This window comes from Neobacillus sp. B4I6 (assembly GCF_050434045.1).
Lineage (GTDB): Bacteria > Bacillota > Bacilli > Bacillales > Cytobacillaceae > Neobacillus.
Map to the genome: position 1 here is coordinate 5,020,360 of NZ_JBNPWB010000002.1, position 25,919 is coordinate 5,046,278.

General features: G+C 38.6%; 20 protein-coding genes, 8 tRNA genes and 3 rRNA genes. 7 read left to right on the forward strand and 24 right to left on the reverse strand.

Features of this window, described 5'->3' with window-relative positions; genetic code table 11:
• Positions 1-258: 258 nt before the first annotated feature.
• From rocF to QF028_RS26985, 13 genes are all read right to left on the reverse strand, one after another.
• Positions 259-1,155 carry an arginase gene (rocF, locus tag QF028_RS26925; protein WP_214713468.1) on the reverse strand — a complete coding sequence of 299 codons (897 nt, stop codon included), beginning with the start codon at positions 1,153-1,155 and terminating at the stop codon, positions 259-261.
• Between the two features lie 470 nt (positions 1,156-1,625).
• Positions 1,626-1,698, reverse strand: a tRNA-Lys gene (locus tag QF028_RS26930).
• Positions 1,699-1,700: 2 nt separating this feature from the next.
• Positions 1,701-1,775: transfer RNA gene (locus QF028_RS26935), tRNA-Gln, on the reverse strand.
• Positions 1,776-1,824: 49 nt separating this feature from the next.
• Positions 1,825-1,909 (reverse strand) — tRNA-Tyr (locus QF028_RS26940).
• A 22-nt stretch (positions 1,910-1,931) separates the two neighbouring features.
• Positions 1,932-2,004: transfer RNA gene (locus QF028_RS26945), tRNA-Thr, on the reverse strand.
• A gap of 22 nt (positions 2,005-2,026) precedes the next feature.
• Positions 2,027-2,102: transfer RNA gene (locus QF028_RS26950), tRNA-Val, on the reverse strand.
• A gap of 41 nt (positions 2,103-2,143) precedes the next feature.
• Positions 2,144-2,218: transfer RNA gene (locus tag QF028_RS26955), tRNA-Glu, on the reverse strand.
• A gap of 20 nt (positions 2,219-2,238) precedes the next feature.
• A tRNA-Thr gene (locus QF028_RS26960) sits at positions 2,239-2,311 on the reverse strand.
• Positions 2,312-2,338: 27 nt separating this feature from the next.
• Positions 2,339-2,413: transfer RNA gene (locus QF028_RS26965), tRNA-Asn, on the reverse strand.
• A 14-nt stretch (positions 2,414-2,427) separates the two neighbouring features.
• Positions 2,428-2,544, reverse strand: a 5S ribosomal RNA gene (gene rrf, locus QF028_RS26970).
• 127 nt (positions 2,545-2,671) lie between these two features.
• Positions 2,672-5,606 (reverse strand): 23S ribosomal RNA (locus QF028_RS26975).
• Between the two features lie 204 nt (positions 5,607-5,810).
• A 16S ribosomal RNA gene (locus QF028_RS26980) occupies positions 5,811-7,360 on the reverse strand.
• Together the 16S, 23S and 5S rRNA genes with 8 tRNA genes alongside form the textbook arrangement of a ribosomal RNA operon.
• A 264-nt stretch (positions 7,361-7,624) precedes the next feature.
• Positions 7,625-7,855: a hypothetical protein gene (locus tag QF028_RS26985; RefSeq protein WP_214733023.1), complete on the reverse strand. Its 231-nt coding sequence runs from the start codon at positions 7,853-7,855 to the stop codon at positions 7,625-7,627.
• A gap of 138 nt (positions 7,856-7,993) precedes the next feature.
• Here QF028_RS26985 and pdaB point away from each other — a divergent pair, with 138 nt between their 5' ends.
• Positions 7,994-8,746, forward strand: a complete 753-nt coding sequence (pdaB, locus tag QF028_RS26990; protein ID WP_215006949.1) for a polysaccharide deacetylase family sporulation protein PdaB — start codon at positions 7,994-7,996, stop codon at positions 8,744-8,746.
• Positions 8,747-8,773: 27 nt separating this feature from the next.
• Here the strand turns inward: pdaB and QF028_RS26995 are convergent, their stop codons facing one another.
• A complete protein-coding gene (locus QF028_RS26995) occupies positions 8,774-9,466 on the reverse strand; it encodes a KinB-signaling pathway activation protein (protein WP_429470470.1) in 693 nt (230 codons plus the stop codon).
• A 151-nt stretch (positions 9,467-9,617) separates the two neighbouring features.
• On the opposite strand from QF028_RS26995, the gene gerD reads away from it, so the two are divergent.
• Entirely contained in the window at positions 9,618-10,235 is a 618-nt protein-coding gene (gerD, locus tag QF028_RS27000; RefSeq protein WP_429470472.1) for a spore germination lipoprotein GerD, read from the forward strand.
• Between the two features lie 72 nt (positions 10,236-10,307).
• Here gerD and QF028_RS27005 read toward each other — a convergent pair whose 3' ends face one another.
• The 4 genes from QF028_RS27005 to QF028_RS27020 form a co-directional block, all read right to left on the reverse strand.
• Positions 10,308-11,366 carry an Mrp/NBP35 family ATP-binding protein gene (locus QF028_RS27005; protein ID WP_429470474.1) on the reverse strand — a complete coding sequence of 353 codons (1,059 nt, stop codon included), beginning with the start codon at positions 11,364-11,366 and terminating at the stop codon, positions 10,308-10,310.
• Between the two features lie 139 nt (positions 11,367-11,505).
• On the reverse strand, positions 11,506-12,231 hold the full coding sequence (gene cwlD, locus QF028_RS27010; RefSeq protein ID WP_308162626.1) for an N-acetylmuramoyl-L-alanine amidase CwlD: 726 nt from the start codon (positions 12,229-12,231) through the stop codon (positions 11,506-11,508).
• An 84-nt stretch (positions 12,232-12,315) separates the two neighbouring features.
• The gene (locus QF028_RS27015; RefSeq protein WP_429470477.1) at positions 12,316-12,759 is read right to left on the reverse strand and encodes a YbaK family protein; all 444 of its coding nucleotides are present in this window, start codon (positions 12,757-12,759) and stop codon (positions 12,316-12,318) included.
• A gap of 744 nt (positions 12,760-13,503) precedes the next feature.
• On the reverse strand, positions 13,504-13,965 hold the full coding sequence (locus tag QF028_RS27020) for a hypothetical protein (RefSeq protein ID WP_429470479.1): 462 nt from the start codon (positions 13,963-13,965) through the stop codon (positions 13,504-13,506).
• 449 nt (positions 13,966-14,414) lie between these two features.
• Between QF028_RS27020 and QF028_RS27025 the strand changes: the two genes are divergently transcribed.
• On the forward strand, positions 14,415-14,579 hold the full coding sequence (locus QF028_RS27025; RefSeq protein WP_429470481.1) for a hypothetical protein: 165 nt from the start codon (positions 14,415-14,417) through the stop codon (positions 14,577-14,579).
• 19 nt (positions 14,580-14,598) lie between these two features.
• Complete coding sequence (locus QF028_RS27030; RefSeq protein ID WP_429470483.1) at positions 14,599-15,516, forward strand: phosphotransferase; 918 nt, start codon at positions 14,599-14,601, stop codon at positions 15,514-15,516.
• A gap of 700 nt (positions 15,517-16,216) precedes the next feature.
• On the opposite strand, the gene QF028_RS27035 is transcribed toward QF028_RS27030, so the two are convergent.
• Together QF028_RS27035 and QF028_RS27040 are read right to left on the reverse strand one after the other, a co-directional pair.
• The gene (locus tag QF028_RS27035; protein ID WP_429470485.1) at positions 16,217-17,164 is read right to left on the reverse strand and encodes a hypothetical protein; all 948 of its coding nucleotides are present in this window, start codon (positions 17,162-17,164) and stop codon (positions 16,217-16,219) included.
• Between the two features lie 19 nt (positions 17,165-17,183).
• Positions 17,184-18,656 carry a glycosyltransferase gene (locus QF028_RS27040; RefSeq protein WP_429470487.1) on the reverse strand — a complete coding sequence of 491 codons (1,473 nt, stop codon included), beginning with the start codon at positions 18,654-18,656 and terminating at the stop codon, positions 17,184-17,186.
• Positions 18,657-19,092: 436 nt separating this feature from the next.
• Between QF028_RS27040 and QF028_RS27045 the strand changes: the two genes are divergently transcribed.
• From QF028_RS27045 to QF028_RS27055, 3 genes are all read left to right on the forward strand, one after another.
• Complete coding sequence (locus QF028_RS27045) at positions 19,093-20,046, forward strand: NAD-dependent epimerase/dehydratase family protein (protein WP_429470489.1); 954 nt, start codon at positions 19,093-19,095, stop codon at positions 20,044-20,046.
• Positions 20,047-20,373: 327 nt separating this feature from the next.
• A complete protein-coding gene (locus QF028_RS27050) occupies positions 20,374-20,778 on the forward strand; it encodes a WxcM-like domain-containing protein (protein ID WP_429470491.1) in 405 nt (134 codons plus the stop codon).
• Between the two features lie 407 nt (positions 20,779-21,185).
• Entirely contained in the window at positions 21,186-21,755 is a 570-nt protein-coding gene (locus QF028_RS27055) for a serine/threonine protein kinase (RefSeq protein ID WP_215009954.1), read from the forward strand.
• Positions 21,756-21,883: 128 nt separating this feature from the next.
• Here the strand turns inward: QF028_RS27055 and QF028_RS27060 are convergent, their stop codons facing one another.
• The 4 genes from QF028_RS27060 to QF028_RS27075 form a co-directional block, all read right to left on the reverse strand.
• On the reverse strand, positions 21,884-23,137 hold the full coding sequence (locus tag QF028_RS27060; RefSeq protein WP_429470493.1) for a UDP-glucose dehydrogenase family protein: 1,254 nt from the start codon (positions 23,135-23,137) through the stop codon (positions 21,884-21,886).
• Positions 23,134-24,234: an NAD-dependent epimerase/dehydratase family protein gene (locus QF028_RS27065; RefSeq protein ID WP_429470494.1), complete on the reverse strand. Its 1,101-nt coding sequence runs from the start codon at positions 24,232-24,234 to the stop codon at positions 23,134-23,136. The genes QF028_RS27060 and QF028_RS27065 overlap by 4 nt, the downstream gene beginning before the upstream one ends.
• A gap of 42 nt (positions 24,235-24,276) precedes the next feature.
• The gene (gene rfbF / locus QF028_RS27070; protein WP_429470496.1) at positions 24,277-25,065 is read right to left on the reverse strand and encodes a glucose-1-phosphate cytidylyltransferase; all 789 of its coding nucleotides are present in this window, start codon (positions 25,063-25,065) and stop codon (positions 24,277-24,279) included.
• A gap of 447 nt (positions 25,066-25,512) precedes the next feature.
• Positions 25,513-25,794, reverse strand: a complete 282-nt coding sequence (locus QF028_RS27075; RefSeq protein WP_429470498.1) for a hypothetical protein — start codon at positions 25,792-25,794, stop codon at positions 25,513-25,515.
• Positions 25,795-25,919 lie beyond the last annotated feature (125 nt).

Consider the following 25,919-nt stretch of genomic DNA (forward strand, 5'->3'; position numbering starts at 1 on the left):
GCTCCATTGCTGCTATCCGATAATACGAATCGTTAGCAAAAAAGTTTCGTTTTACACGAAAAAACTTCTCAATACCTTTAATATTAACAAAAATATACTAAAAGGGCTTACTAATTAGTTTAAAGATTTTATGAAGGAGATAAATTGACACGGTTTTAATTCTTTGACAAGAAGAAAATAGAAAAAAGCTGCATCACGCTAGAAGAACAGGTTGGCCCGTTTTCTTACGAAATGCAGCTTTACTTATTTATTTATTTATTATAATAATTTTTCTCCGAATAATGATCCCATCAATTCAACTGCCACTTTAGCAGTTTTATTTTTTTCATCTAAAATGGGATTTACTTCTACAAATTCTGCTGATGTAATGATTTTTGCTTCTTCTAACATCTCCATAGCAAGATGACTTTCCCGGTAGCTGATTCCACCCATAACTGGTGTTCCAACGCCTGGAGCATCATTTGGGTCTAGGCCATCTAAATCAAGTGAAAGGTGGACACCATCTGTCTTTTCTTTCAGGTAAGCGATGGTTTCTTCCATTACTTTGGCCATCCCCATCCGGTCAATTTCATGCATTGTGTAAACTTTGATTCCTATTTCCTTTATTAAATCTTTTTCTCCATCATCCAACGCTCTTGCACCAATAATGACTACATTTTCAGGTTTAACTTTAGGACCATATCCACCTATCTCGGTTAACAAGCTGTGCCCTAACCCGATACTTACGGCTAGTGGCATTCCATGGATATTACCAGAAGGGCTTGTCTCAGCCGTATTTAGATCGCCATGTGCGTCATACCAAATGACACCAAGATTTTTATAATGTTTAGAGACACCTGCTAAAGTACCAATAGCAATACTATGATCCCCGCCAAGGACAAGCGGAAACGCACCTGACTCGACAGCAGCATCTACTTTTTCAGCTAACAAAGCACTTTTCTCAGCAACTAAATCAAGATTCCGCAAATTAGATTCTTTATCCACCACAACTTCAGGTCTGCCAATTGGAATATCACCTAGATCATGTATTTCATCAAATAGTGGCTTAAGTCGTTCAACCATCCCAGCATAACGGATGGCACTTGGCCCCATATCTACCCCTCGTCGCATTTGACCTAAATCCATCGGCATTCCAATAATTGAAAGCTTACTCATATTAATTCCTCCTACCCTTTTATGTATCTATTTTAACCGCTTTCATACCGATGACTCAACTCGACAAAATTATGTATATATATACGATAAAAAACCTTAGACCATTGGTTGGTTTAAGGCAGGGATGTAAAATAAGTCAAAATGAACGTCGGTTCCATTTTGACTAACGAATTCAAACTTCGCAGATATGATTGGCGATAGTTTGATTGTTATTTCATGAATTTTTGTCGCCAATAGCCCTTATTGGCGATACTTTAATGCCTTTTTCATGAATTTTTGCCGCCAATAGCCCTTATTGACGACACTTTATTGCTTTTTTCATAAATTTTTGGTGCCAATAGCCCTTATTGGCGACACTTTGATGCTTATTTCATAAATTTTTGCCGCCAATCTCCCACTGACGACACTTTGTTTCTTTTTCATAAAAAAGAACCTTGGAGATTTCTCCAAAGTTCCTTGCTGTTACTATATGAGCCATGAAGGACTCGAACCTTCGACCCTCTGATTAAAAGTCAGATGCTCTACCAACTGAGCTAATGGCTCTCTGGCTGGGCTAGCTGGATTTGAACCAACGCATGTCGCAGTCAAAGTGCGATGCCTTACCGCTTGGCTATAGCCCAATAGAGATGTAATATTATCTAGTATGTCCAACTTTTTTAAAAATATTAATGGTGGAGGGGGACGGATTCGAACCGCCGAACCCGGAGGGAGCGGATTTACAGTCCGCCGCGTTTAGCCACTTCGCTACCCCTCCATATTAAAATTTAAAAAAGCAGTGCCGGCGAGAGGACTTGAACCCCCAACCTACTGATTACAAGTCAGTTGCTCTACCAATTGAGCTACCCCGGCATGTAGTTAACATAATTTATTATGGTGGAGGATGACGGGCTCGAACCGCCGACCCTCTGCTTGTAAGGCAGATGCTCTCCCAGCTGAGCTAATCCTCCACAGCAATGAAAGTTATTTTACGCTAGTGCATAAAAAACTTTGGTGACCCCTACGGGACTCGAACCCGTGTTACCTCCGTGAAAGGGAGGTGTCTTAACCGCTTGACCAAGGGGCCATACTATTAAAAAATAGGAAAGCTTCCAAGCGGGCTCGAACCGCTGACCTCTTCCTTACCATGGAAGTGCTCTACCTACTGAGCTATGGAAGCATAGCTATATATAAGTTTACATAAAAATGGCTCCGCAGGTAGGACTCGAACCTACGACCGATCGGTTAACAGCCGATAGCTCTACCACTGAGCTACTGCGGAACAATAATATTTCAGCCTGGCAGCGTCCTACTCTCACAGGGACGCGTGTCCCAACTACCATCGGCGCTGAGAAGCTTAACTTCCGTGTTCGGTATGGGAACGGGTGTGACCTTCTCGCCATTACTGCCAGACTATTTTCAAGACATTATTTATTATAATATCTTTTTGAAATTTTTCAAGAGGAAAATTAATTTTTTTCATTCCCTCAAAACTAGATAATGCAGAAGAAGTTGTAAAATCGAGTGTATACCTTATAAATTGGTTAAGTCCTCGAACGATTAGTATCAGTTAGCTCCACATGTTACCACGCTTCCACCTCTGACCTATCAACCTGATCATCTTTCAGGGTTCTTACTAGCTTGCGCTATGGGAAATCTCATCTTGAGGGGGGCTTCATGCTTAGATGCTTTCAGCACTTATCCCGTCCGCACATAGCTACCCAGCGATGCCCTTGGCAGAACAACTGGTACACCAGCGGTGCGTCCATCCCGGTCCTCTCGTACTAAGGACAGCTCCTCTCAAATTTCCTGCGCCCACGACGGATAGGGACCGAACTGTCTCACGACGTTCTGAACCCAGCTCGCGTACCGCTTTAATGGGCGAACAGCCCAACCCTTGGGACCGACTACAGCCCCAGGATGCGATGAGCCGACATCGAGGTGCCAAACCTCCCCGTCGATGTGGACTCTTGGGGGAGATAAGCCTGTTATCCCCGGGGTAGCTTTTATCCGTTGAGCGATGGCCCTTCCATGCGGAACCACCGGATCACTAAGCCCGACTTTCGTCCCTGCTCGACTTGTAGGTCTCGCAGTCAAGCTCCCTTGTGCCTTTACACTCTGCGAATGATTTCCAACCATTCTGAGGGAACCTTTGGGCGCCTCCGTTACTCTTTAGGAGGCGACCGCCCCAGTCAAACTGCCCACCTGACACTGTCTCCCACCCCGATCAGGGGTGCGGGTTAGAATTTCAATACAGCCAGGGTAGTATCCCACCGACGCCTCCACCGAAGCTAGCGCTCCGGCTTCTCAGGCTCCTACCTATCCTGTACAAGCTGTACCAAAATTCAATATCAGGCTACAGTAAAGCTCCACGGGGTCTTTCCGTCCTGTCGCGGGTAACCTGCATCTTCACAGGTACTATAATTTCACCGAGTCTCTCGTTGAGACAGTGCCCAGATCGTTACGCCTTTCGTGCGGGTCGGAACTTACCCGACAAGGAATTTCGCTACCTTAGGACCGTTATAGTTACGGCCGCCGTTTACTGGGGCTTCGATTCAGAGCTTTGCTTGCGCTAACCCCTCCTCTTAACCTTCCAGCACCGGGCAGGCGTCAGCCCCTATACTTCGCCTTGCGGCTTCGCAGAGACCTGTGTTTTTGCTAAACAGTCGCCTGGGCCTATTCACTGCGGCTCTTCGAGGCTATTCACCTCAAAAAGCACCCCTTCTCCCGAAGTTACGGGGTCATTTTGCCGAGTTCCTTAACGAGAGTTCTCTCGCTCACCTTAGGATTCTCTCCTCGCCTACCTGTGTCGGTTTGCGGTACGGGCACCTTTTATCTCGCTAGAGGCTTTTCTTGGCAGTGTGGAATCAGGAACTTCGGTACTAAATTTCCCTCGCTATCACAGCTCAGCCTTCGCGAGAAGCGGATTTGCCTACTTCTCAGCCTAACTGCTTAGACGCGCATATCCAACAGCGCGCTTACCCTATCCTCCTGCGTCCCCCCATTGCTCAAACGATAAAGAGGTGGTACAGGAATATCAACCTGTTGTCCATCGCCTACGCCTTTCGGCCTCGGCTTAGGTCCCGACTAACCCTGAGCGGACGAGCCTTCCTCAGGAAACCTTAGGCATTCGGTGGATGAGATTCTCACTCATCTTTCGCTACTCATACCGGCATTCTCACTTCTAAGCGCTCCACCAGTCCTTACGGTCTAGCTTCAACGCCCTTAGAACGCTCTCCTACCACTGACATCTAAGATGTCAATCCACAGCTTCGGTGATACGTTTAGCCCCGGTACATTTTCGGCGCAGAGTCATTCGACCAGTGAGCTATTACGCACTCTTTAAATGGTGGCTGCTTCTAAGCCAACATCCTGGTTGTCTAAACAACTCCACATCCTTTTCCACTTAACGTATACTTTGGGACCTTAGCTGGTGGTCTGGGCTGTTTCCCTTTTGACTACGGATCTTATCACTCGCAGTCTGACTCCCACGGATAAGTCTTTGGCATTCGGAGTTTGTCTGAATTCGGTAACCCGATGAGGGCCCCTAGTCCAAACAGTGCTCTACCTCCAAGACTCTTACTACGTGAGGCTAGCCCTAAAGCTATTTCGGAGAGAACCAGCTATCTCCAAGTTCGATTGGAATTTCTCCGCTACCCACACCTCATCCCCGCACTTTTCAACGTGCGTGGGTTCGGGCCTCCATCCAGTGTTACCTGGACTTCACCCTGGACATGGGTAGATCACCTGGTTTCGGGTCTACGACCACATACTCATACGCCCTATTCAGACTCGCTTTCGCTGCGGCTCCGTCTCTTCAACTTAACCTTGCATGGGATCGTAACTCGCCGGTTCATTCTACAAAAGGCACGCTATCACCCATTAACGGGCTCTAACTACTTGTAGGCACACGGTTTCAGGAACTATTTCACTCCCCTTCCGGGGTGCTTTTCACCTTTCCCTCACGGTACTGGTTCACTATCGGTCACTAGGGAGTATTTAGCCTTGGGAGATGGTCCTCCCTGCTTCCGACCGGATTTCTCGTGTCCGGCCGTACTCAGGATCCACTCAGGAGGGAACGAAGTTTCAACTACAGGGTTTTTACCTTCTATGACGGACCTTTCCAGATCGCTTCATCTACCCCGTTCCTTTGTAACTCCATGTTGAGTGTCCTACAACCCCAAGAGGCAAGCCTCTTGGTTTGGGCTATGTCCCGTTTCGCTCGCCGCTACTCAGGGAATCGCGTTTGCTTTCTCTTCCTCCGGGTACTTAGATGTTTCAGTTCCCCGGGTATGCCTTCAATACCCTATGTATTCAGGTAAAGATACTGTTCCATTACGAACAGTGGGTTCCCCCATTCGGAAATCTCCGGATCAAAGCTTACTTACAGCTCCCCGAAGCATATCGGTGTTAGTCCCGTCCTTCATCGGCTCCTAGTGCCAAGGCATTCACCGTGCGCCCTTTCTAACTTAACCTAAAAGGTTATTCTCTTACTTACATAAGAGAGAAAACTAAAATGGCATTGACTCGGTTCTTACATTGACTTCTTCATTATGATTATCTAGTTTTCAAAGAACGATTAAAAAAAGCTTTGAGAGAATTGTACTCTCAAAACTAAACAAACAAGGATCGTGTCACAAACTGTTTTGTCTGGCTCACAGGTCCAGCTTTATCCTTAGAAAGGAGGTGATCCAGCCGCACCTTCCGATACGGCTACCTTGTTACGACTTCACCCCAATCATCTGTCCCACCTTAGGCGGCTGGCTCCTTGCGGTTACCCCACCGACTTCGGGTGTTACAAACTCTCGTGGTGTGACGGGCGGTGTGTACAAGGCCCGGGAACGTATTCACCGCGGCATGCTGATCCGCGATTACTAGCGATTCCGGCTTCATGCAGGCGAGTTGCAGCCTGCAATCCGAACTGAGAATGGTTTTATGGGATTGGCTAAACCTCGCGGTCTTGCAGCCCTTTGTACCATCCATTGTAGCACGTGTGTAGCCCAGGTCATAAGGGGCATGATGATTTGACGTCATCCCCACCTTCCTCCGGTTTGTCACCGGCAGTCACCTTAGAGTGCCCAACTGAATGCTGGCAACTAAGATCAAGGGTTGCGCTCGTTGCGGGACTTAACCCAACATCTCACGACACGAGCTGACGACAACCATGCACCACCTGTCACTCTGTCCCCCGAAGGGGAAATTCCTATCTCTAGGAGTGTCAGAGGATGTCAAGACCTGGTAAGGTTCTTCGCGTTGCTTCGAATTAAACCACATGCTCCACCGCTTGTGCGGGCCCCCGTCAATTCCTTTGAGTTTCAGCCTTGCGGCCGTACTCCCCAGGCGGAGTGCTTAATGCGTTAGCTGCAGCACTAAGGGGCGGAAACCCCCTAACACTTAGCACTCATCGTTTACGGCGTGGACTACCAGGGTATCTAATCCTGTTTGCTCCCCACGCTTTCGCGCCTCAGCGTCAGTTACAGACCAGAAAGCCGCCTTCGCCACTGGTGTTCCTCCACATCTCTACGCATTTCACCGCTACACGTGGAATTCCGCTTTCCTCTTCTGCACTCAAGTCCCCCAGTTTCCAATGACCCTCCACGGTTGAGCCGTGGGCTTTCACATCAGACTTAAAGGACCGCCTGCGCGCGCTTTACGCCCAATAATTCCGGACAACGCTTGCCACCTACGTATTACCGCGGCTGCTGGCACGTAGTTAGCCGTGGCTTTCTGGTTAGGTACCGTCAAGGTACCGGCAGTTACTCCGGTACTTGTTCTTCCCTAACAACAGAGCTTTACGACCCGAAGGCCTTCATCGCTCACGCGGCGTTGCTCCATCAGACTTTCGTCCATTGTGGAAGATTCCCTACTGCTGCCTCCCGTAGGAGTCTGGGCCGTGTCTCAGTCCCAGTGTGGCCGATCACCCTCTCAGGTCGGCTACGCATCGTCGCCTTGGTGAGCCGTTACCTCACCAACTAGCTAATGCGCCGCGGGCCCATCTGTAAGCGTCAGCCGAAACCGACTTTCAGCTTTTCCTCATGAGAGGAAAAGGATTATCCGGTATTAGCACCGGTTTCCCGGTGTTATCCCAGTCTTACAGGCAGGTTGCCCACGTGTTACTCACCCGTCCGCCGCTAACCAACAGGAGCAAGCTCCTATTGATTCGCTCGACTTGCATGTATTAGGCACGCCGCCAGCGTTCGTCCTGAGCCAGGATCAAACTCTCCAAGAAAGTTGATTAGCTCATTTTGTTACGTTGGCTTAGTTTCTTAGTTGAAACTAAAAATTTTGTTTGTTTGCACGATTTTGTTTGTTTAGTTTTCAAAGAACAATTTATCCATTCGCTCAAAGGCGACTTTATTAATATATCACCCGCAAAACGTAATGTCAACAACTTTTTTCAAGTGTTTTTTACGTCAGCAGCGACGTTTATTAATATACCAAGATACTAAATAATTGTCAACGAACTTTGCACAAAAAAATATGAAGTTTTTTATTAACCCTTTTTCCTATCCTTTTTTCCCCTCCTCATATACCTTAAACAATCATGTGGAGACGCAACCCGTCTAAAAAGTGTAAATAAAACCTTATATCTCTCTTCCATTGCTCTTTTTACAATATGATCAATTCGATCATCTCTTAAATCAAAAAGTATTTCATCCATTTCTCTTTTAATAAGGTATTCCATTTCTTTTACTTCCTTATCATTTATTAGAAGTCCAAACATTGAATAACCTCCAGCGAAATATCTATTTATTGTAGTCTTTTCCAATTATTGAAAATTTATTATAAAATTTTTCTAATCATATTTTTAAAAATACGGTCATAGGTTGAGACAAGGACAGTATTGGACGAGGTGGGGACGATGAAATTCTTTTTTGTATTTAACGGGAAGGCTTTGAAGAATATTTCACTCATTTTAATTGCTGCATTTTTTACTGCATGGTTTCTCTACATAGAGAATCTTGCACAAATTCCTGTCTTTTCAACAAAAGATGGTCCGAAAGCCGTTTATAGAGGGGAAAAGGATCTTGCTCTTACTTTCAATATTGGCTGGGGTGACGAAAAGGCAGAGCCGATTTTAGATACGCTAAATAAGGAAGGCGTGAAGGCAGCCACTTTTTTCTTAGCAGGTTCATGGGCTGAAAGACATCCGGATCTTGTCAGTCGGATTGTAAAGGATGGTTATGAAATCGGCATTCTTGGTTACGAATACAAAGACTATCGGGATTTGGAAGATGTAAAAATCGGCCAAGATATCTCAAAAGCACAAGAGGCCTTCAGGAAGTTAAATGTAAAGAATATTAAATTACTCCGTGCTCCAACTGGCCATTTTGATGAGAGAACCTTGAAAATAGCCAACAGATATGGATATACGGTTGTCCATTGGAGTGTGGATTCAAAGGATTGGAATAATCCGGGCGTACCAACCATTGTTAAAAATGTTAATAAGGCTGAAAAAGGTGATATTATTCTGCTCCATGCTTCGGACTCGGCAAAGCAAACAGCAAAAGCACTGCCGTTGATTTTGAAGAATATTCAGCAAAAAGGGTTAAAACTTATTTCAGTATCAGAATTAATTGCAAATGGAGAGGCAAGTTCCAGAGAAATCAAATAGTTAGACGCTAAAAAACCGTCCAATATATTAAATGGACGGTTTTTTTGTCTTTTTCATATTTGCTTGTTTATTATTTTTTGATTTACCTGGCGATTGACTCGCCTTTTTTTGTCTTTCCTGTTCAGATTGGAGGTTTAATTTATGAAGAATTAATAATTGATAGGCATTACACGCAAGCAACGCCAACATCATCAGGTAAAGCCAGCTCTTTTCATTGACACGCAGAACTGGAACCCACTCAACTAATGTAACCACGATCATAAAGAACATGGCAGGAATAAACGCCTCTTGATTTGTCTGTTTCGTTTTGTACCACGCAACGATTAGACCAACGACTAAAAGAATGATAGCTGGACCAAAATAAGGCAGGAGCGCATCCTTTGGCCCAGCAAAATTTTCGTATCGTAAATAAACTAAATCAAATAAACCAAATAGAATCAGAACAATTTGAACAGCATTCCAAAGTGAAACAGATTTAAAGATTCCTAAACCAAAACGGTGAACCGTTAAATATGCAAAAAAGCCCATTTGGCTGATGACACTAAACAAAAAGCCCATGACAATTAACCAAATTAAGGTTGATAAAATATCAATGAGTTTAAATTCAGTAAAATAGGGCTGAAACTCATTCCAACGAACAATAAAGCCCACAATAGCCGTTGTGAGTCCGCCAACTAATAATGTGTTTAAAAATAGTTTTACCCAATTACGGCTCGTCACACTACAAACCTCCATACTACGAAAAATAAATAACATTATGATTGTACCAAGCCGAATTTGAAAAATCCATATTTTATGATTCCTTACGAATAATCTTTCAGCAGTTACTACATGCTAAGCTTAAGGATTTTTATGTGAAAGGGGCTTATTAATGAAAGCAAAAAGCATGTTGCTCCTCCTGCCCATCATGGTGTTCCTGACAAGTTGTTCTTCCAATGACGTCAGCGGCGGAGGACAAATTGATTACGAAGAAACGAAGAAAATGGTTGTTGATATTCTCAAAACCGATGATGGTAAGAAAGCAATCCAAGATGTGATGTCAAGTGATAGTATGAAGGAAAAGCTAGTAATGGACCAAAAGGTCGTCTCTGACACGATCCAGCAAACACTAACCTCAGATAAAGCAAAACAATACTGGAAAGAAACATTTAGTGATCCCAAATTTGCACAAAGCATTTCTAAAAATTTGAAATCTGAAAATAAAAAATTACTAAAGGAATTAATGAATGACCCAGAATATAGAGGAATGATGATTGAAGTTTTTAAAGAGCCTGAAATACAAAAAGAATTGGCAGATGCTCTAAAAAGCAAGGAATACCGCGAGCATCTCCAGAAAGTAATTACGGAAACGGTCGATAGTCCTTTATTTAAAGCAAAAATACAAGAATTACTCTTAAAGGCAGCTGAAGAAGCAAATAGCAAATCATCAGGAGGAAAGAGCAGCAGCGATCAATCGGGCGGCAGCAAAAGCGACCAAGGTGGCAGCTGAAGCTAGACCTTGTTACATTCCTATCAAAAAATAGAAGCCTTCTCCACATTCGGAAGAGGCTTCTATTTTCATTTATTTACTTTTTAGCAAGCCAGTTACCTTTTCAGCGATGTCTAAATAAATTTTTCCAATCTGATGGTCTTCTTGATAAACCGACGGGGCAAAGTCTTCATCGTTCCAATCAGGCTGATTTAGCGGCAGACGGCCAAGAACTTCTGTATTCAATTCTTCCGCTAATTTATCGCCACCGCCTTGGCCGAATACATATTCTTTTTCCCCGGTCAGCTTGCTTTCAAAATAAGCCATGTTTTCAATGACACCAAGAACTTCATGGTCAGTTTTCAAAGCCATTGCCCCAGCACGCGCTGCGACAAAAGCGGCCGTTGGATGTGGTGTTGTCACAATAACTTCTTTACAAGCCGGGAGCATCGTATGAACGTCTAATGCGACATCTCCAGTTCCAGGTGGTAAATCTAAAAGTAGATACTCAATGTCGCCCCATTCTACTTCATTAAAGAAGCTGTTTAACATTTTCCCTAACATCGGCCCACGCCAGATAATAGGTGAATTATCCTCAACAAAGAAGCCCATTGAAATGACTTGTACTCCAAACCGTTCAACAGGAATTATCTTTTCTCCTCTAACAACCGGTCTTTCTGTTATTCCCATCATATCTGGAACACTAAATCCATAGATATCCGCGTCAATTAGTCCAACCTTTTTGCCTAGACGTGCTAGTGCAACGGCGAGGTTAACCGAAACCGTTGATTTACCAACTCCGCCTTTTCCACTTGCGATCGCAATGAAAGTGGTATTATTTGACTGAAGCAGGTTGGTATCATTACTTTCTGGTTGTGCATGACGGTTTGCTGCTAACACTTCTTCAGGAAGTTCACTAAAACGGATGCCAACCGATGCCGCTCCTGCTTCTTTTAACAAATTGACAATTTGTGTTTGCAGTTGGAGCTGTTCAGCTGTACCTGTCTTCGCGATGGCCACCTTTACACTAACATGATTTTTTTCTTCTTTTACTTTTATTTCAACAATAGCATTTAATTCAGCTAATGTTTTATGTAAAAATGGTTCTTTGAGGCTGCCTAGAACCTCATGGACTCTTTCTTCTGTTAACATAAAAAAGCACCTCACATTTTGAATTCGTTTCCATCTCTCAGTATATCATAACCACGCTCGGAAACAGTTAATTGAATCACACGTACTTTATAGGTTGAATCCAACTTTTTGCAAAAAAATAGAAGGGGTTATCCCGCCTTCAATAATCTGGTTCAACTAATTCTTTTTCATTCGTGTAATAACGAGTAATTCCTTGATAGATGGATATCGCAATTTTTTCCTGGTAAGCATCCTTTTTTAAATTTTCCTTTTCGGCTGGATTGGACAAAAAGCCCACCTCAACTAAAATACCCGGCTTCTTTGCATTCTTTAATATATACACATTATTGATTGGTTTGGCTCTACGAGTGGTGTTCTCTAAGTTTTTCCGAAGTTCTTCTTGAACGAATTTTGCTGCCTTAGCATTTTCCTTAAAATAAGGTGCATAAAAGGTTTGTGCCCCGCTCCACCTGGCAGAAGGAATCGCATTTAAATGAATGCTGACAAAGAAATCATTATCACCGTTATTAATCATTTTTAGTCTATTTTTTAAATCTTCAACTTTTCTTCTACTGTAACCCCTTGTATCCGAATCGGCTAAGTCTGTATCTGTTTCTCTCGTCATAATCACAAGGGCACCTTGCATTTGCAGGTAATCCTTGACCTTCTTTGTAATCTTTAAGGCAATGTCTTTTTCCAATGTTTGACCCGTTCCAGCACCGCCATCTGGACCGCCATGGCCCGGGTCAAGTAAGATGATCTTTCCCGACAATGGAAGATTCCACGCATTTAACGAATCATCTTCAGCAAAATCGTATTGTAAAACGAAAAATAAGACAAATAGCCCCACAATAAAACTTATGATTTTTAATCTTCGTTTCGACACCCAGATCATTCCTTCCCGCTCGTCCCTATTCACTAAACTATATGGGACAAAGGGGGGATTTAGAACAGGAAGAAATGATGGACATTAGTGGAGACGGAGCTTGTGGCGCCTTTGCCCCTTTTCATAACCTTCTCTCCACCAGATATGGATATATTGCTCACACAGGTAATAAAGTGATTCACTCATGGTGCCCTCTTCACCGCTTCCCCAATAAAGGAAAAAATTATATAGGGTATCAATTAAATGTTTTTCTTCTCGATAGCAGCGTTTGCGAACCTCATCTAAGTCTTCTCCATAATAACCAAACTTGCTGAATTTTGCCCCCAATAAAAAGGATTCAAGGGCAATGTCATAGCATGCTTCTTCTATGCCTGTATTCATTATTAGGCTGGAGGCAATTTTTGTAGAGCCAAAGTATTGTTGGACTCGTTCTTTTAATGTATTAATCGATAACTCCCGAAGGACGGAACGCTCATATTTCATTTGTTTTTCCCGTTTTTTTTCTTTAAAGGTCGTAATTACTGTCACTACTTTTCACCTCTTAGAACTATTCTTTATCTGCGGTTCAGAAGAAATGCAAAGTTCTGACCGTTATAAGTTGCCAATTTTTATCCGATGGATTTTGCTGATGAAAACATAATTGTTAACAAAGTATTCAAACAATATTTATGTTACTTTTTTGTAAAATTAAGGTGAGTTTCTTTAAAAGTTGGGAGAGGAAGAGGAATATAATCGTTTATTCAAATTGATACATTAATCATTTCTCAGCATACCGTCTACCCGTACGAAGTAAAAAACTATGAGTATGCAGTAAGAAATCAATTAGTAGACTAAAAAGGATTTGAGCTGAGCTTACATCCGTTTTCATTTTTAAACAAATAAAAAACACTACCAATTGGTTGAGAGCTTAATTTTGTCGAAATCTACTCAGAATATGTAGATATTTCCCGGGAATTTGTTGAAGTTTGAAAAATATTGAATCCGAATAGTCGAAACAAAGGAATTTCTACTTTTGATTCGGTGCCTGGGTTTAAATGGTGATTTATGCAAATTTGATCCTTCCTTGGAGGAGAGGATGCTCTTCTATTCCTCTGTATATCATGTAGCATAACGACCTTTTTCCCCTTTCTATGGTTCTGGGTATATATTTGCGTTATATCGCCCAGCGATACGAAACAAAAAAAGGGCAAAAAAGCCTTAAAAAGGCACCTTATTTTCGGAATAAGGAGAAGAGTCCTCACCATTTTTCTTTAGGTTTTTGTATCGCTTCTTCTAAACGTTTACTAAAATCATTTTGTAAAGGCCAGCATTAGTTTTTTGCGCCGAATTTCCAATACTAGAACTTATTACATGATGATCTTGCTGGAGCCTTAAAACAGCTGTTTTAAGTTGTGTCATATCGTTTGTAAGTTGGACATTCATTTCACGTGTGGCCGCGAGTTCATTGACGAGAAACTTTAAGACCTCTTTTAATTGATTGGGGTCATGGGGTAAATTTTCATATGTATTGGATATCGTAATTTCAGTTTCATTGGATCCTTCTATTCTTTCCTTTTGTTGATACACAAGGTCTTTAGCCGTAACATCTAAGGGCTTGTCCATATCGCGTAACGCTATAAGCGCTTCGATGTCCGATTGAACAAAGATACGCAGGTCGCCATCTTTGAAAAACTCATATCCATTCCGCTCTAAGATTTGGCCATACTTTCGAACAGTGGGTGTTGCAATCCCCACTTCTTCTGCCGCTTCCTTGGAAGAGAATGCTCTTTCATTCGGTTGTATATCACGTCACATATCGGACCTCCTTTTCTATCTTATTAATATTGAAAAAAAGGTTTTGGTCACATTTTGACCACGGTACTTTTATTATCATTATATTTTTCCTATACGTAGCAGTAATGTTCGTCACGTTTGGACCATGTGGTAAAAATTTGTAAAATATATAGTTATTGCCTAAACAATTTAAGGAGCTGAGAATACATTAAATCAGATGGACTCGTTCAAAGTTATGTTAGAAAAAAGAGTTTCCAATAGGTCAATCTTAACGAATTCATTATCTGTTTAGGTTATAAGAGTTATGTTATTAAAGAGAACTTTTCTAACTATTTTTTAAATAATTCGGATGTAACCTTTAATTTTTTTAAAATGAGCCATTCAAGAACCTTGCCAAGGATGGTCAATTTATGGCATTTAAACATACTGGTTTTTGGCAGCCCATGGATACTTTAAATGATAAACTATATTTACAAGAGATTTGGATTCGTAGAAATCTCCTTGGAAAAATTGGGATCAATAAATTAAAGGAGGGATATTGTGTCCAGCGAACAATCAAATATAATAAGGGATAAGCATGGTAATGTCATTTCAATGGAAGAAATTCAATGGATATGCAGACAACATCATTTAGGGGAATTTACGCGAATCCTTGGCGTTCTTGAAGGTGGGACCAATTTACCGATTTTAGTTGAAACAGAAAAAGGAAAATATGTGTTGCGATATTTAACTCATTCTGCTCCAAAGGGACGAATAAAATTTATCGAGGAAATCTTATTATGTCTGAAGGATGCCTCTATACCTGTTGTGAATTCAATTAAAAATGAATCCGGGGATTATTACTCATTTATTCATAATAGAATGATCCAAGTGTATCCTTTTATAGAGGGTTCCAGATTTAAATTTGATCCTGAACATATTAAGTCAAATGCAAGAATGCTTAACAAGTTCCATACTGCTTTAAACTCATATAAACAGGGGCCCTTACCAGATGAATCTAACTGCCCTACAGAAGAGAACCTCAAAAAAAGATTAAATCGTTTGGATCAAAATAAAGAATCTATATCCAAATCCTCATTATCTAAAATTAAATCCCTATACTCTACTCTCATCGAGCTTTGGAAAAAGGCAGATAAAAATAATTTACAAGAAACCATTATTCATGATGACTGGCATCCTTGGAACCTTATTTATAGTGAGGATGGATCTGTTAGTTGCATTCTGGATTTTGATCTTGTTCGTCCAGGAAAACGAATATATGATGTAGCCTATTGTATATATTGGATTTATATGCTTTCACCCAATAAAATGAGTCAAACATATTCAAAAATGTTTATAGAAGGATATGAAGGGTTGACACCTGAAGAAAAGAATATCTTAACATTAGTACTTGCAAAAATAGCGTTATTCTTTATTATAGAGTTCGTTTCAGATATAGAGAAACAATTAAAAGTAAATGAGCCTTTCATTGAATTTTTTCTTAGTCAAGAGGGAAAAGAGTTCTTACTTTAAATTCGTTTCTTTCCCTCCTGTGGAAAGACTTATCACAACTAACACCAAATTTTGTGTTAGCACCAAAACATTTATTTAATTCTTTAACGATTAAATATTTGTCTGATCCGATCCTTACCCAAAACTTTAGAGATAGGCTAAAACTAGCAAAGTTTGAAGATGGAAGCGACCTAGTTGAAACATTGGCAATCAATCAAGCAAACAAAATCACCAAAAAGATGGTAGATGCTATAGCCAATAAGTTTGGGATAAATTATGTACAAGTTTAGGAAATATCATGATCTGCATATTTTATGTGGAAATATCAAAATGTAAAGCTCGTTCGGTTAATGATGCCCTGTTAGTCTTCATCCATTTTAATAATTCCATCGTAAAGTTACCATCGTAAACATACTTGGGACTACGAATATCAAACGCATTTCCCCCATATTCCTTATAGCGATTCACCCAATTAAGGATAGTTTGATGACTACCTATGCCATATTTCTTTGCCAGTAATTCTGAACCTCCTCCCCCTGACAGATCCTCTAAAACACAACTTTTTCCCTAAATTCACTTGAAAACTTGACCATACTAAAAACCCCCTAAGTTGGATTTCTTAGTCCAACTTAGGGGGTTCACACCACTTGAAAGTGAGCCCCAAAATGTTAACGAAGTTCACAGTTCTAAGAACCTCAGTATTTAAATAATGCCGAGAGGTTCAGTTATTGCTGTATTTATAGTAATGTATAGCTTTTTCTCTGCTCATCCTTAGGGCAAATCCATAGGTGAAAGTATCATCAATGGACTTAACCCTCCCGATTGCTTTTTGAATTGCTCTTATATAGGGAATGTAAACATGATTTAAAGTATCTTCGTTCACCCAACAATAATTACATAAGTCAAACTCGAGCTCGTTTAGTATAACAAAACCGCTAAAATGATAAACAACCAGTTTATGATTATTGATATATACCTCACCGTTACTAACGTTAAAATCAGGGGTACTTTCATAATTTCCTTCATTCCATGGTCCTACATTGATTCCTGAGTCGTTTGAAATTATAACACCTGAAAACAGCTCAGGCCATTTATTCAAATACTTTTGATCTGTCCACAGATCCTCTTCATGCCAATGAAAACACCATTCCAAACACTTCGTTCTCCACCATTCAAGGCATTGAAAAGCATTTGAATCTCTCTTAAAACCTATTAACCCTGCCTGGTATGTGCCTGAATCTTCAATATTTTTGGCAAGTCTTTGTTCGCATATAAAAACGGACCCATCTCCCCATTGATTAAGGATCGGTTTTGGATCTGAGTAGAAATATAAATCCCCGTCAATATACATTATGGAGTTAACAAAATTATAGTTATTCAGGATATATAGTACAAGGGGGGATTTTAAAGTAAAACTATACTCATGTGGTGTTCGAGACTTTTTTACGGAAAGAAGCTGATCATCTTCGATACTCTCTAATGGAATAAGGGTTACATTCTTTAAATTCATCCTTTTGAGGAATTGTAAAGAAATATCATCCAAGCAGCATATCCAGAGGTGAAAATTCTTTGCGTGCTTTTCTAAGGAGTCGTGTAGCGCTAGACCCTTTAATAAATACTCTTTTCCAATAATAGTGCAAAAATGATAGAATTCCATACTTATACTCAATCCTCCTACCTATTTGAACTCAATCATAACAACCTTTAATACATTTATCCCTCCACATCCAAAGGAAATTGAATGCGTCTTTCTCACGTTTGAATCCTATTAAGCTTGTCAAATTGATTCCATACTCCCGTTGGTTATCCTGATCAATTTCGTTCTTCCAAATGAAAATTGGATTTTCCTTCCACTTGCTGAATGCATTTGTCACATTAGAATCAAAACGTGCGTCCGGATCAGCATATATCATATAGTGGATATTATAATTGTTCTTTAAAATGTAATATATCAATGGTGCTTTTAAAGTCCAAAGGTACTCAGATGCACTGCGAGTATTCTTTATATTTAAAAGTTCCTGCTCCTCAATATTTTTAATATCTATTAGAATTACATTTTCTAATTCCATATTAGCCAGTGTACTATAGGTGATATCATCCAAGCAGCATATCCAGAGACAGTTTTTTTCTGCATGCTTTGTTAGGGAATTGTAAAAATCCAAGCCTTCAGACAAATCTTTCTCACTTATGATTGTACAGAAGTTATACCTGTCCTCGTATCTATCTATATTACTCGCCAGATTGAAATAATTTTTAATGGTTCTACCGTTTGGAGTCTGTTTATAATAAAAATCCTTATCGATACGAGAAATGATATCCATTACCTCATTACACGCTTGGATATAAGGAACAAATAACCATTGTATAATCTGATCCGTAGGGAAATGGCCATGCGCACATAAATCAAACTCATTTCCATTAAAATATTTGAATCCATAGTAATGGAATAATATCAGTTTATCTCCATTGATATATAGATTATCATCTTCTTTGGTAACCGTATTTTGAGATGCAATATATAGGTTGGCGTTAATTCCAAGGTTCCCTGCAACACCAACATTACCAAACCTGGTTACCCAATCATTTACGTACATCTGGTCGCTCCATCTGCCTTTTTCCGGTTTATCAAAGCACCAGTCAATCAATTTTTCTCTAAACCATTGAAGACATCGAAGCGCATTCTGATCTCTTTTGAATCCCATAAAACCAGTATTGTAAACTCCATATATCTTACTTAACCATTCATATTTTCCTTTATATTGCTCCTCTGTTAGAAATACGGAGTAATTGCCCCACTCATCAAATATGGGTTGGGTATCTGAAAGAAAGGCTGTATCACCGTCTAACCATATAATATGGTCCAGCTCAGAAAAGTGATTTAATAGGTATAACATAATCGATGCCTTACTCGTCCAAATATATTCTTTATCATTACGTGTGCTTTTTATATTTGCCAATTCCAAATCTTCATTTTCTATATTTTTCATACTTATCAGTGTTACGTTACTCAGTTCCATTTTTTCCAATAAGTATTTCACTTCATCCTGTACACATATAATAAAGAAATGAAAATCCTTATCATATTTTTGTAATGAATTATATAAGACCAGTCCCTTATAAATATAATCCTTGCTATAGGTTGTACAGTAGTAATGTTTCAAAACCTTAACACCCCTTAATAGCGCAAGTATACTACTTATTTAACACAAGTAATATTTCTTCCTAAATGTAGCTCCTGGATATTAATGCATCAAGGAGTAATGATTGCTTCTTAAAACACTCTAGTTTTTAACTAAACCTTTACCTTTGTATCAGCTAACTAATTTAGAATATGTTGTTGGTGAAAAAAATGTTACGAAAAAAATTAGCAAATAGCTTTTACACTCATAGTATGAATTTATAAAAACATATCGATAATGATCAAACAATCTTAGAAAATAAACCATTAAGATACCTAGTACGGGATAAGCAATTGGCAGTTTATCAACATGAGGGATTTTGGCAATGTATTGAAACAATGACAGATTTACAAATAATCATGAATGATGGGCTAATATAGGCCATGGTAAAATTGTAAAGAAGTGGAGATGTTGTACTGTGAAAGGTGCTTTTACCAATAAAAGAGTGTTAATTACTGGAGCTAGCGGATTTATAGGATCCCACCTCGTTAGAAGGATGGTTGAGGAAAATGCTGAAGTAAATATTATAGTAAGAGAAGGATCCGATTTATGGCGGATTGAGAGCCTTTTAAAAGACATTAAAATCCATCGGGCTGATTTAAGGGACTCAGAAAAAATAGATGTCTATATCAGAAAAATAAAACCTGATTATGTTTTTAATATGGCGGCTTACGGTGTTGATTCAAGACAAAAAGATTATTTTATTGCTGCTAATACCAATATCATAGGCACAATGAATATGCTAAATCCTTTAATTTCTATAGGATGTAAAAAGTTCTTAAACATCGGTACGTGTATGGAGTATGGAGATAAAAAAGAAATAATTAAAGAAACTACTCACTTAGAACCATTCAATATTTACGGAAGTACTAAAGCTGCTAGTACTATTTTGGCACACCAAATTGCTGGAGAAAACAATATTGATATTGTTACTTTAAGGGCCTATGGGGTTTTTGGAGAAAATGAAGGAAATCATAAGTTTTTCCCCCATATTATCTTATCAATTCTAAATAATGCAGATGTTGATTTAACAGGTTGTGAGCAATACAGAGATTATAGTTATATAGAGAATCTCATCGATGGTTTTGTTTTGGCTGCTCAAAATGATGCAGTAAAAAACGAGATATTTAATATAGGTACTGGAATAATTCATCCTTTAAAATACTATGTTGATAAGGTTTTTGAAAAAATGGAAACTGTTAAGAAGCCTAATTATGGAGCTATACCCTACAGGTCAGGAGAAGTCTGGAAGCCCCACCCTGATATAAGTAAAATACAAAAAATATTAGGATGGGCTCCTAAAATAGGTTTTGATGAAGGTCTGGATAGAACAATACAGTGGTATCAAAGAAACAAAGAAAAATATATGTAAAATGGACCTCGGAAGAAATAAAAATACTAAGAGCTTTTTATCTTTCTCCACAGGTGAAATTTATGTGGACCCAACCACGAAACTTTCTTACATCAGAAAAATATAACGGCAGTGTATCCTGTAAGGGACCACGAGCTTGTCATGATGAACCATCATGGCATGGTTCATTAATATTCTTCCAAAAGGTTATAGTTTGTTGATGGATATCCATTGTAATAGATGGTCGCAGAGTGCTGAATAAAATGGCACTAGAAGAAGCTTGCGTGAGATATATTGGTGTAGGGTTAGCTTAGCTCCTACAAATTTTTTCGGAAAGAAGTGATTTTTATGGGGAGATTAGGTGAATTTATCAACATTGATCCGTTTCAAGATAAAAGAGGCATGCTAAAAAAAATAATCAAGAAAAGTCAGCTGCCGGATAGTAGTGAAGTTGGGGAAGTATATTTGCTATACTCAAACCAAAATAGTGTTAGAGGAAATCATTATCACAAAAATACCTTTGAGTATTTCACGGTTATCTGTGGTAAAGCAAAGGTGGCTTTGAAGGATTTGTCTCAAGGGGTACGTGAGGAGTTTTATATGTCTGCCGATGACAACGTTGTACTAAAGATACCTCCCTATATGGTACACGCTTTTAACAACGAATACATTGATCCGTTGATTATTCTGGCTGTGTCATCAAAAGAGTATAGTGAATCTGATACTGACACATATATTGAGGAAATTCTTTAACCATATGTAAATCAATTAAATTTTAGGCCACATGCTGGTTAGAATTTAGGCTACCTTGGTAATAAAAAATAGATAACTATTCTGCATGTTAATACTTTACCGTGTATCAAATTCTTCAACAATCGGGCGTGATGGTTGAAGAATTTGATTTTATATACCTTCAGATATATTTTTTATTTAGAGTTAGTCGTTATTTAGTTAAGTACTACTACATCATTATTACTGTGACCACTACTCAAGCCATTTGGAATGTTGTTCACTACTTGTGAGGAAAAAATAAGATGTAACAGTGAGTAAGAGCCTTTTCATTTTTGAAAGGCTCTTTTATCATGAATGGCTTCTGTCTATTGCAAACTCAAACCGTAAGCATAACATACATAAAATAGCAATAAGGAGTTGATGAATTTGTGCAGGATTTTAAATCTATTTGTGTAGTTCAAGGGATAAATGAAGTAGAAGTAAAAAATAATCCAACGTCGTATCCGCTAATCGGCAAGGGGGCACAAGGAGCCGTTTTTAGAATATCTTCAGATAAATGTGTTAAAATTTATGGAAAACCAGAAAGAGCTCGTAAAGAGGGGGAAGTATTAAAAGTCGCACAGAAGTCTTCCATTATCCCAAGGCTTTATGAAGTAGGGCCAAACTATATTATTATGGAATATTTTGAGGGTCCAACTTTACTCCAGTATTTACAGTCTGGAGGGGTCCTATCTGAAAATATTATAAAGGAAATTCTATTCGTGCTAAATGAAATGAAGCGTTTAAAGTTTACTAGATTGGACGCGGATATGCGTCACATTATCGTAACTAAGCAAGAACAATTAAAAGTAATAGACAATTACAACTCATATAGAACGATTCAGCCTAGACCTAAGCTATTGTTTAATGGTTTTAAAATTTTGGGTATATTGCCATTGTTTTTGGAAAAGTTAAAAAAAATGGATCCGGAATCTTTTATGGATTGGAAAGATTTATAAACAAAAAAGTAACTCCCATTAATGATATAAGGAGTTACTTTTATATTGGTTTATTTTCAATGTTTGTTGTATTTATACTCTCTTGTTTTTCCGCGGTTATTTAAGATTGCTTTAATTTTAATCGTTAACTAATGGTAAATATAACGATAATCGAAAACGTTCTTTTTCTTTATCGACTCTTCACTTTTAATAAATTCATCCCAAGCTGTTAAAATTACAACATGATTAGCCATTGAAAGCAGTGATGATAAGTTAGGAGAATATTGAATAGGAAAGCCATATACCTCTTTAAACTCTTCGTTTGCCATAGGATCATAGGCGATAATATTGTTGTAACCTTTTTGAAGCAAACCTTGAATGATAGCTTTTGCCGGTGTATCCCTAATGTCATTTGAATTTGGCTTAAATGCTAACCCGAGGATTCCTATATTTTCATTCTTTTCAACTTTTCTTTCTACATCACTGACAACAAATTCTTTAATGGCTTCATTTACTTTTAGGGTACTTGTTAATAGTTCTGGTGTGTAAGAATTCTTTAAGGACTGACTAACTAAAGCCATCGTATCTTTAGGAAGGCAGTAGCCGCCAAATCCACAACCAGGGAAAACATAAGATGACATATTAGCTGGAGCGCCACTCCATCTTCTATCAAGATGTAAGACCTGAAAGGCCTTTTTTATATCAATATTTCCGATAGACCTGGCGATTAGTGATTGTTCATTTGCGAAACTGATAAGAGTTGCCAGCATCGTGTTAGATAAGTACTTAATAAATTCAGCAGTATTTAAAGAAACGCGGTAAATCGGGGCATTAAAAGTTTGGTATATCGTTTCGACTATTTGACCACTTTTATCATCATCCTGGCCAATAACAATCCGATCTGGATTCATAAAATCGTCCCAAGCATATCCTTCTCTTAAAAATTCAGGATTATTGGTTAGGCCAATTTCAACACCAACTTTAAAACCTAAATTCTCCAGATACGGTTTAATCCTTTCACTTGTTGTGGATGGAGGAATAGTTGATTTGACCACTAATACTTTAAACTCCGGCTTTTTTATATAGCCTGCTACATTTTTAATTGCTTCCAAGATATATCCTAAATCCGCACTACCATCCGTTTTACTCGGGGTTCCCACACAAAGAAAGATAACTTCACTGTTGATTACAGCTTCCTGTAAATCATCTGTAATCGTAAAATCGTTATTTAAGTGCTTATTTAATTTTTCATTAAGATTAGGTTCATAAAAGGGAATCTTACCATTTCTTAATTGGTCCTTCTTCTTTTGATCAATATCAAAACCGTAAACATAATACCCTTTCTCGCTAAGTCCTAAAGCCGTTGTCAATCCAACAAATCCAAGGCCAATTACAGTAATCAATGAATTTCACCCTCTTCCTTCAAAAAGGTTAGAAAGCGATCGACACCTTCAACTATTGATATTGCTGGGGAATAGTTTAAAAATTTTCTTGCCTTTGAAATATCAGGACATCTTCTTAAGGGATTATGTGTTAGATAGCTCTTTTCTTCCGATTCTTTAAATTCTATAGACTGATTAAAACCAAAATTGGCTGAGCCTGCATCCTTATAAATCTGAGCTAATTCTTTAATTGAAATTTCAGGTGTATCTATTCCTATATTAAAGTAGTCAAATGGTTCATATAGTAGCGCCTTTAAATAACCAGTGATGGCATCTGTAACATAACAAAATGTTCGAGTTGGATTTCCGTCGGAGTGCATAATTAGTTTTCTATTCTCAATAATGGCTTTTGCAAAATCAGCAGGCACCCTTTTATCATTAAGTCTCATTCCGGGTCCATAATTATTAAATGGTCTGACAATTGAAATGGGCATACCAAATTTTTCGGCGTATAAGTAACATAGCGTCTCTCCGAATCGTTTTGCCTCATCATAGCATGCGCGCGGTCCGATCATAGCCACATTTCCTCTATACTCCTCGGAAGTCGGAATGTAATCCGGAAATGGATCACCATAAACTTCACTGCTGGAGAAAAACAAGAACCCTTTAATGTTTTTATCCTTATAAAAATCTAACAAAGCTCTTAGTCCTAATACATTGGCATCCAAGGTTTCAAGAGGATATTTTCTATAAAAGGTTGGCGAGGCAATCGAAGCCATGTGGATAATAAAATCAACATCGTTAATTTTATTAGTATCAAATAATGAAAACTCAGTAATATCAAACGTGTATAATTCAATCTTTGGATTTAAATTACTTAAATCTTTAATCCATTTGGGTTTACCTAGTTTAAAATTGTCAATTCCAATAATCTTTTTAATACCAAGCTGCGCAGAATAATCAGATAAAAATGACATGAAATAATAGCCTAAGAATCCTGCGCAACCCGTTATGAGGATTGATGAATCCTTAAGTTTTTCTATTTCTGTCTGATCAAGATTATTAAATATATATTGAAGATCTGACTGATAGATATTGTGTTTTTCATATAAATCCAAGTTTTCTACCTCACATTCATTCTTTTACTAAAACTATTGTTCTTAATTATTTTTATCCCATATTTTCCAAGGAGCTTTACTGGACTCCCACATTTCTTGTAAATATTTCTTATCCCGCAAAGTATCCATCGGATACCAAAAACCATTATGTTTATATGCCATTAATTGACCATCCTTAGCAAGGTTTTCTAATGGCCCCTTTTCAAATATGGTTTGTTCGCCGTTGTTCAGGTAATTAAATACCTCTGGCTGCAATACAAAAAAGCCAGCATTTATCCAACCGCCATCTCCTTGTATTTTCTCCTGAAACTTCTCTACTTTCTGATCATTGGACAAGGATAAAACTCCAAACCTGCCCTGAGGCTGTGTAGTTGTTAATGTAGCCAGCTTCCCATGTGAGCGATGAAATTCTACTAATTCCTTAATATTCACATCACTTACTCCGTCACCATACGTCAACATAAAAGATTCATTACCAACATAATCCTGCACTTTCTTAATTCGGCCACCAGTCATTGTATTTAGGCCAGTGTCAACCAAGGTAACCTTCCAAGGTTCAACCGAATTCGGGTGAATAATAAATTCATTTCCCTTCTGAAAATCAAATGTTAAATCAGAATTATATAGGTAATAATTTAAAAAATACTCCTTGATTACATGGCTCTTATACCCTAAACAGATAACAAAGTCGTTATAGCCATAACTAGAGTAAAGCTTCATGATATGCCATAAGATAGGCTTGTCACCAATTTCTATCATAGGTTTCGGCTTTATATGGGTTTCTTCACTTATTCTTGTGCCAAACCCCCCAGCTAAAATTAAGACCTTCACATTTTCTCTCCTTTCCTGACATTCTGCTTCTTTGTATAAACAAGTATTAGACTTCTGCGTCAATTTCTTAATAACTTATTCTTAATTTTTAAAATTGTTTATGCATATCCAACAATCAATACACATTTTAGAAAGGAAAGTAAAAATGAGGCTTACTTGAAGCAGGAGAAAGTATATAAGAAGGACTGGAGAAGGCTATAGTATCCAAATGGTTAGTAAAACAAAGTTAGAGACAAAATTGATCAAAACGACTTTTTAAATCATGAATAATTTCAGTTGGCTGTTTATTTGTTGTGTCATAGAGATAGTTTTTGTTTGGTGAAGAATTTTTAAGTTTATATAATAACATTAAAGAGCCATCTATTAAAAAATCATCCCCTCTTTCATTTAATCGAGAAATAAGTGTATTTTCATCCGCACATAATACAACATAATAAATTTTTACATTTAAATCCGAAAAGTGTATGGGAAACCAACAACATAATCAATAATTACATTAATATTATTTTCAACGAAATTCCATGTTAAAGAAAAGATATTTTTCCATACAAGTGACTGCTCTTCTTCCCTCGTTGGCGGGTTTTTTCCTTTAAACATTAATTTGATTTGGTCACCTTCTATTAATGCAACTTTATCCATCTCCTGGGCAAGTGACTTTGTAACTGTCGATTTACCAACTCCATATGGACCTGAAATAATATAAATGGAACTATTGTTTCTATTATGCATATTAAGTTTCCTCTCCAGTGCCTAATTAATAAGGAATTAAGGATTTCTATAAAGATTATGCGTATACAAATCATCTTGTGCAATGTAGACAAAAGCCATTTTTGTATAAAAAAGACCCCCAACCA

Bases quoted from the DNA above. Each gene is read 5' to 3' on its own strand.
- QF028_RS27025 (WP_429470481.1), top strand. From the start codon at position 14,415: ATGGCATTTAAACATACTGGTTTTTGGCAGCCCATGGATACTTTAAAT.
- pdaB (WP_215006949.1), top strand. From the start codon at position 7,994: ATGAAATTCTTTTTTGTATTTAACGGGAAGGCTTTGAAGAATATTTCA.
- gerD (WP_429470472.1), top strand. From the start codon at position 9,618: ATGAAAGCAAAAAGCATGTTGCTCCTCCTGCCCATCATGGTGTTCCTG.
- QF028_RS27075 (WP_429470498.1), bottom strand. From the start codon at position 25,794: ATGCATAATAGAAACAATAGTTCCATTTATATTATTTCAGGTCCATAT.
- QF028_RS27005 (WP_429470474.1), bottom strand. From the start codon at position 11,366: ATGTTAACAGAAGAAAGAGTCCATGAGGTTCTAGGCAGCCTCAAAGAA.
- QF028_RS27030 (WP_429470483.1), top strand. From the start codon at position 14,599: ATGGAAGAAATTCAATGGATATGCAGACAACATCATTTAGGGGAATTT.
- rocF (WP_214713468.1), bottom strand. From the start codon at position 1,155: ATGAGTAAGCTTTCAATTATTGGAATGCCGATGGATTTAGGTCAAATG.
- QF028_RS26985 (WP_214733023.1), bottom strand. From the start codon at position 7,855: ATGTTTGGACTTCTAATAAATGATAAGGAAGTAAAAGAAATGGAATAC.
- QF028_RS27050 (WP_429470491.1), top strand. From the start codon at position 20,374: ATGGGGAGATTAGGTGAATTTATCAACATTGATCCGTTTCAAGATAAA.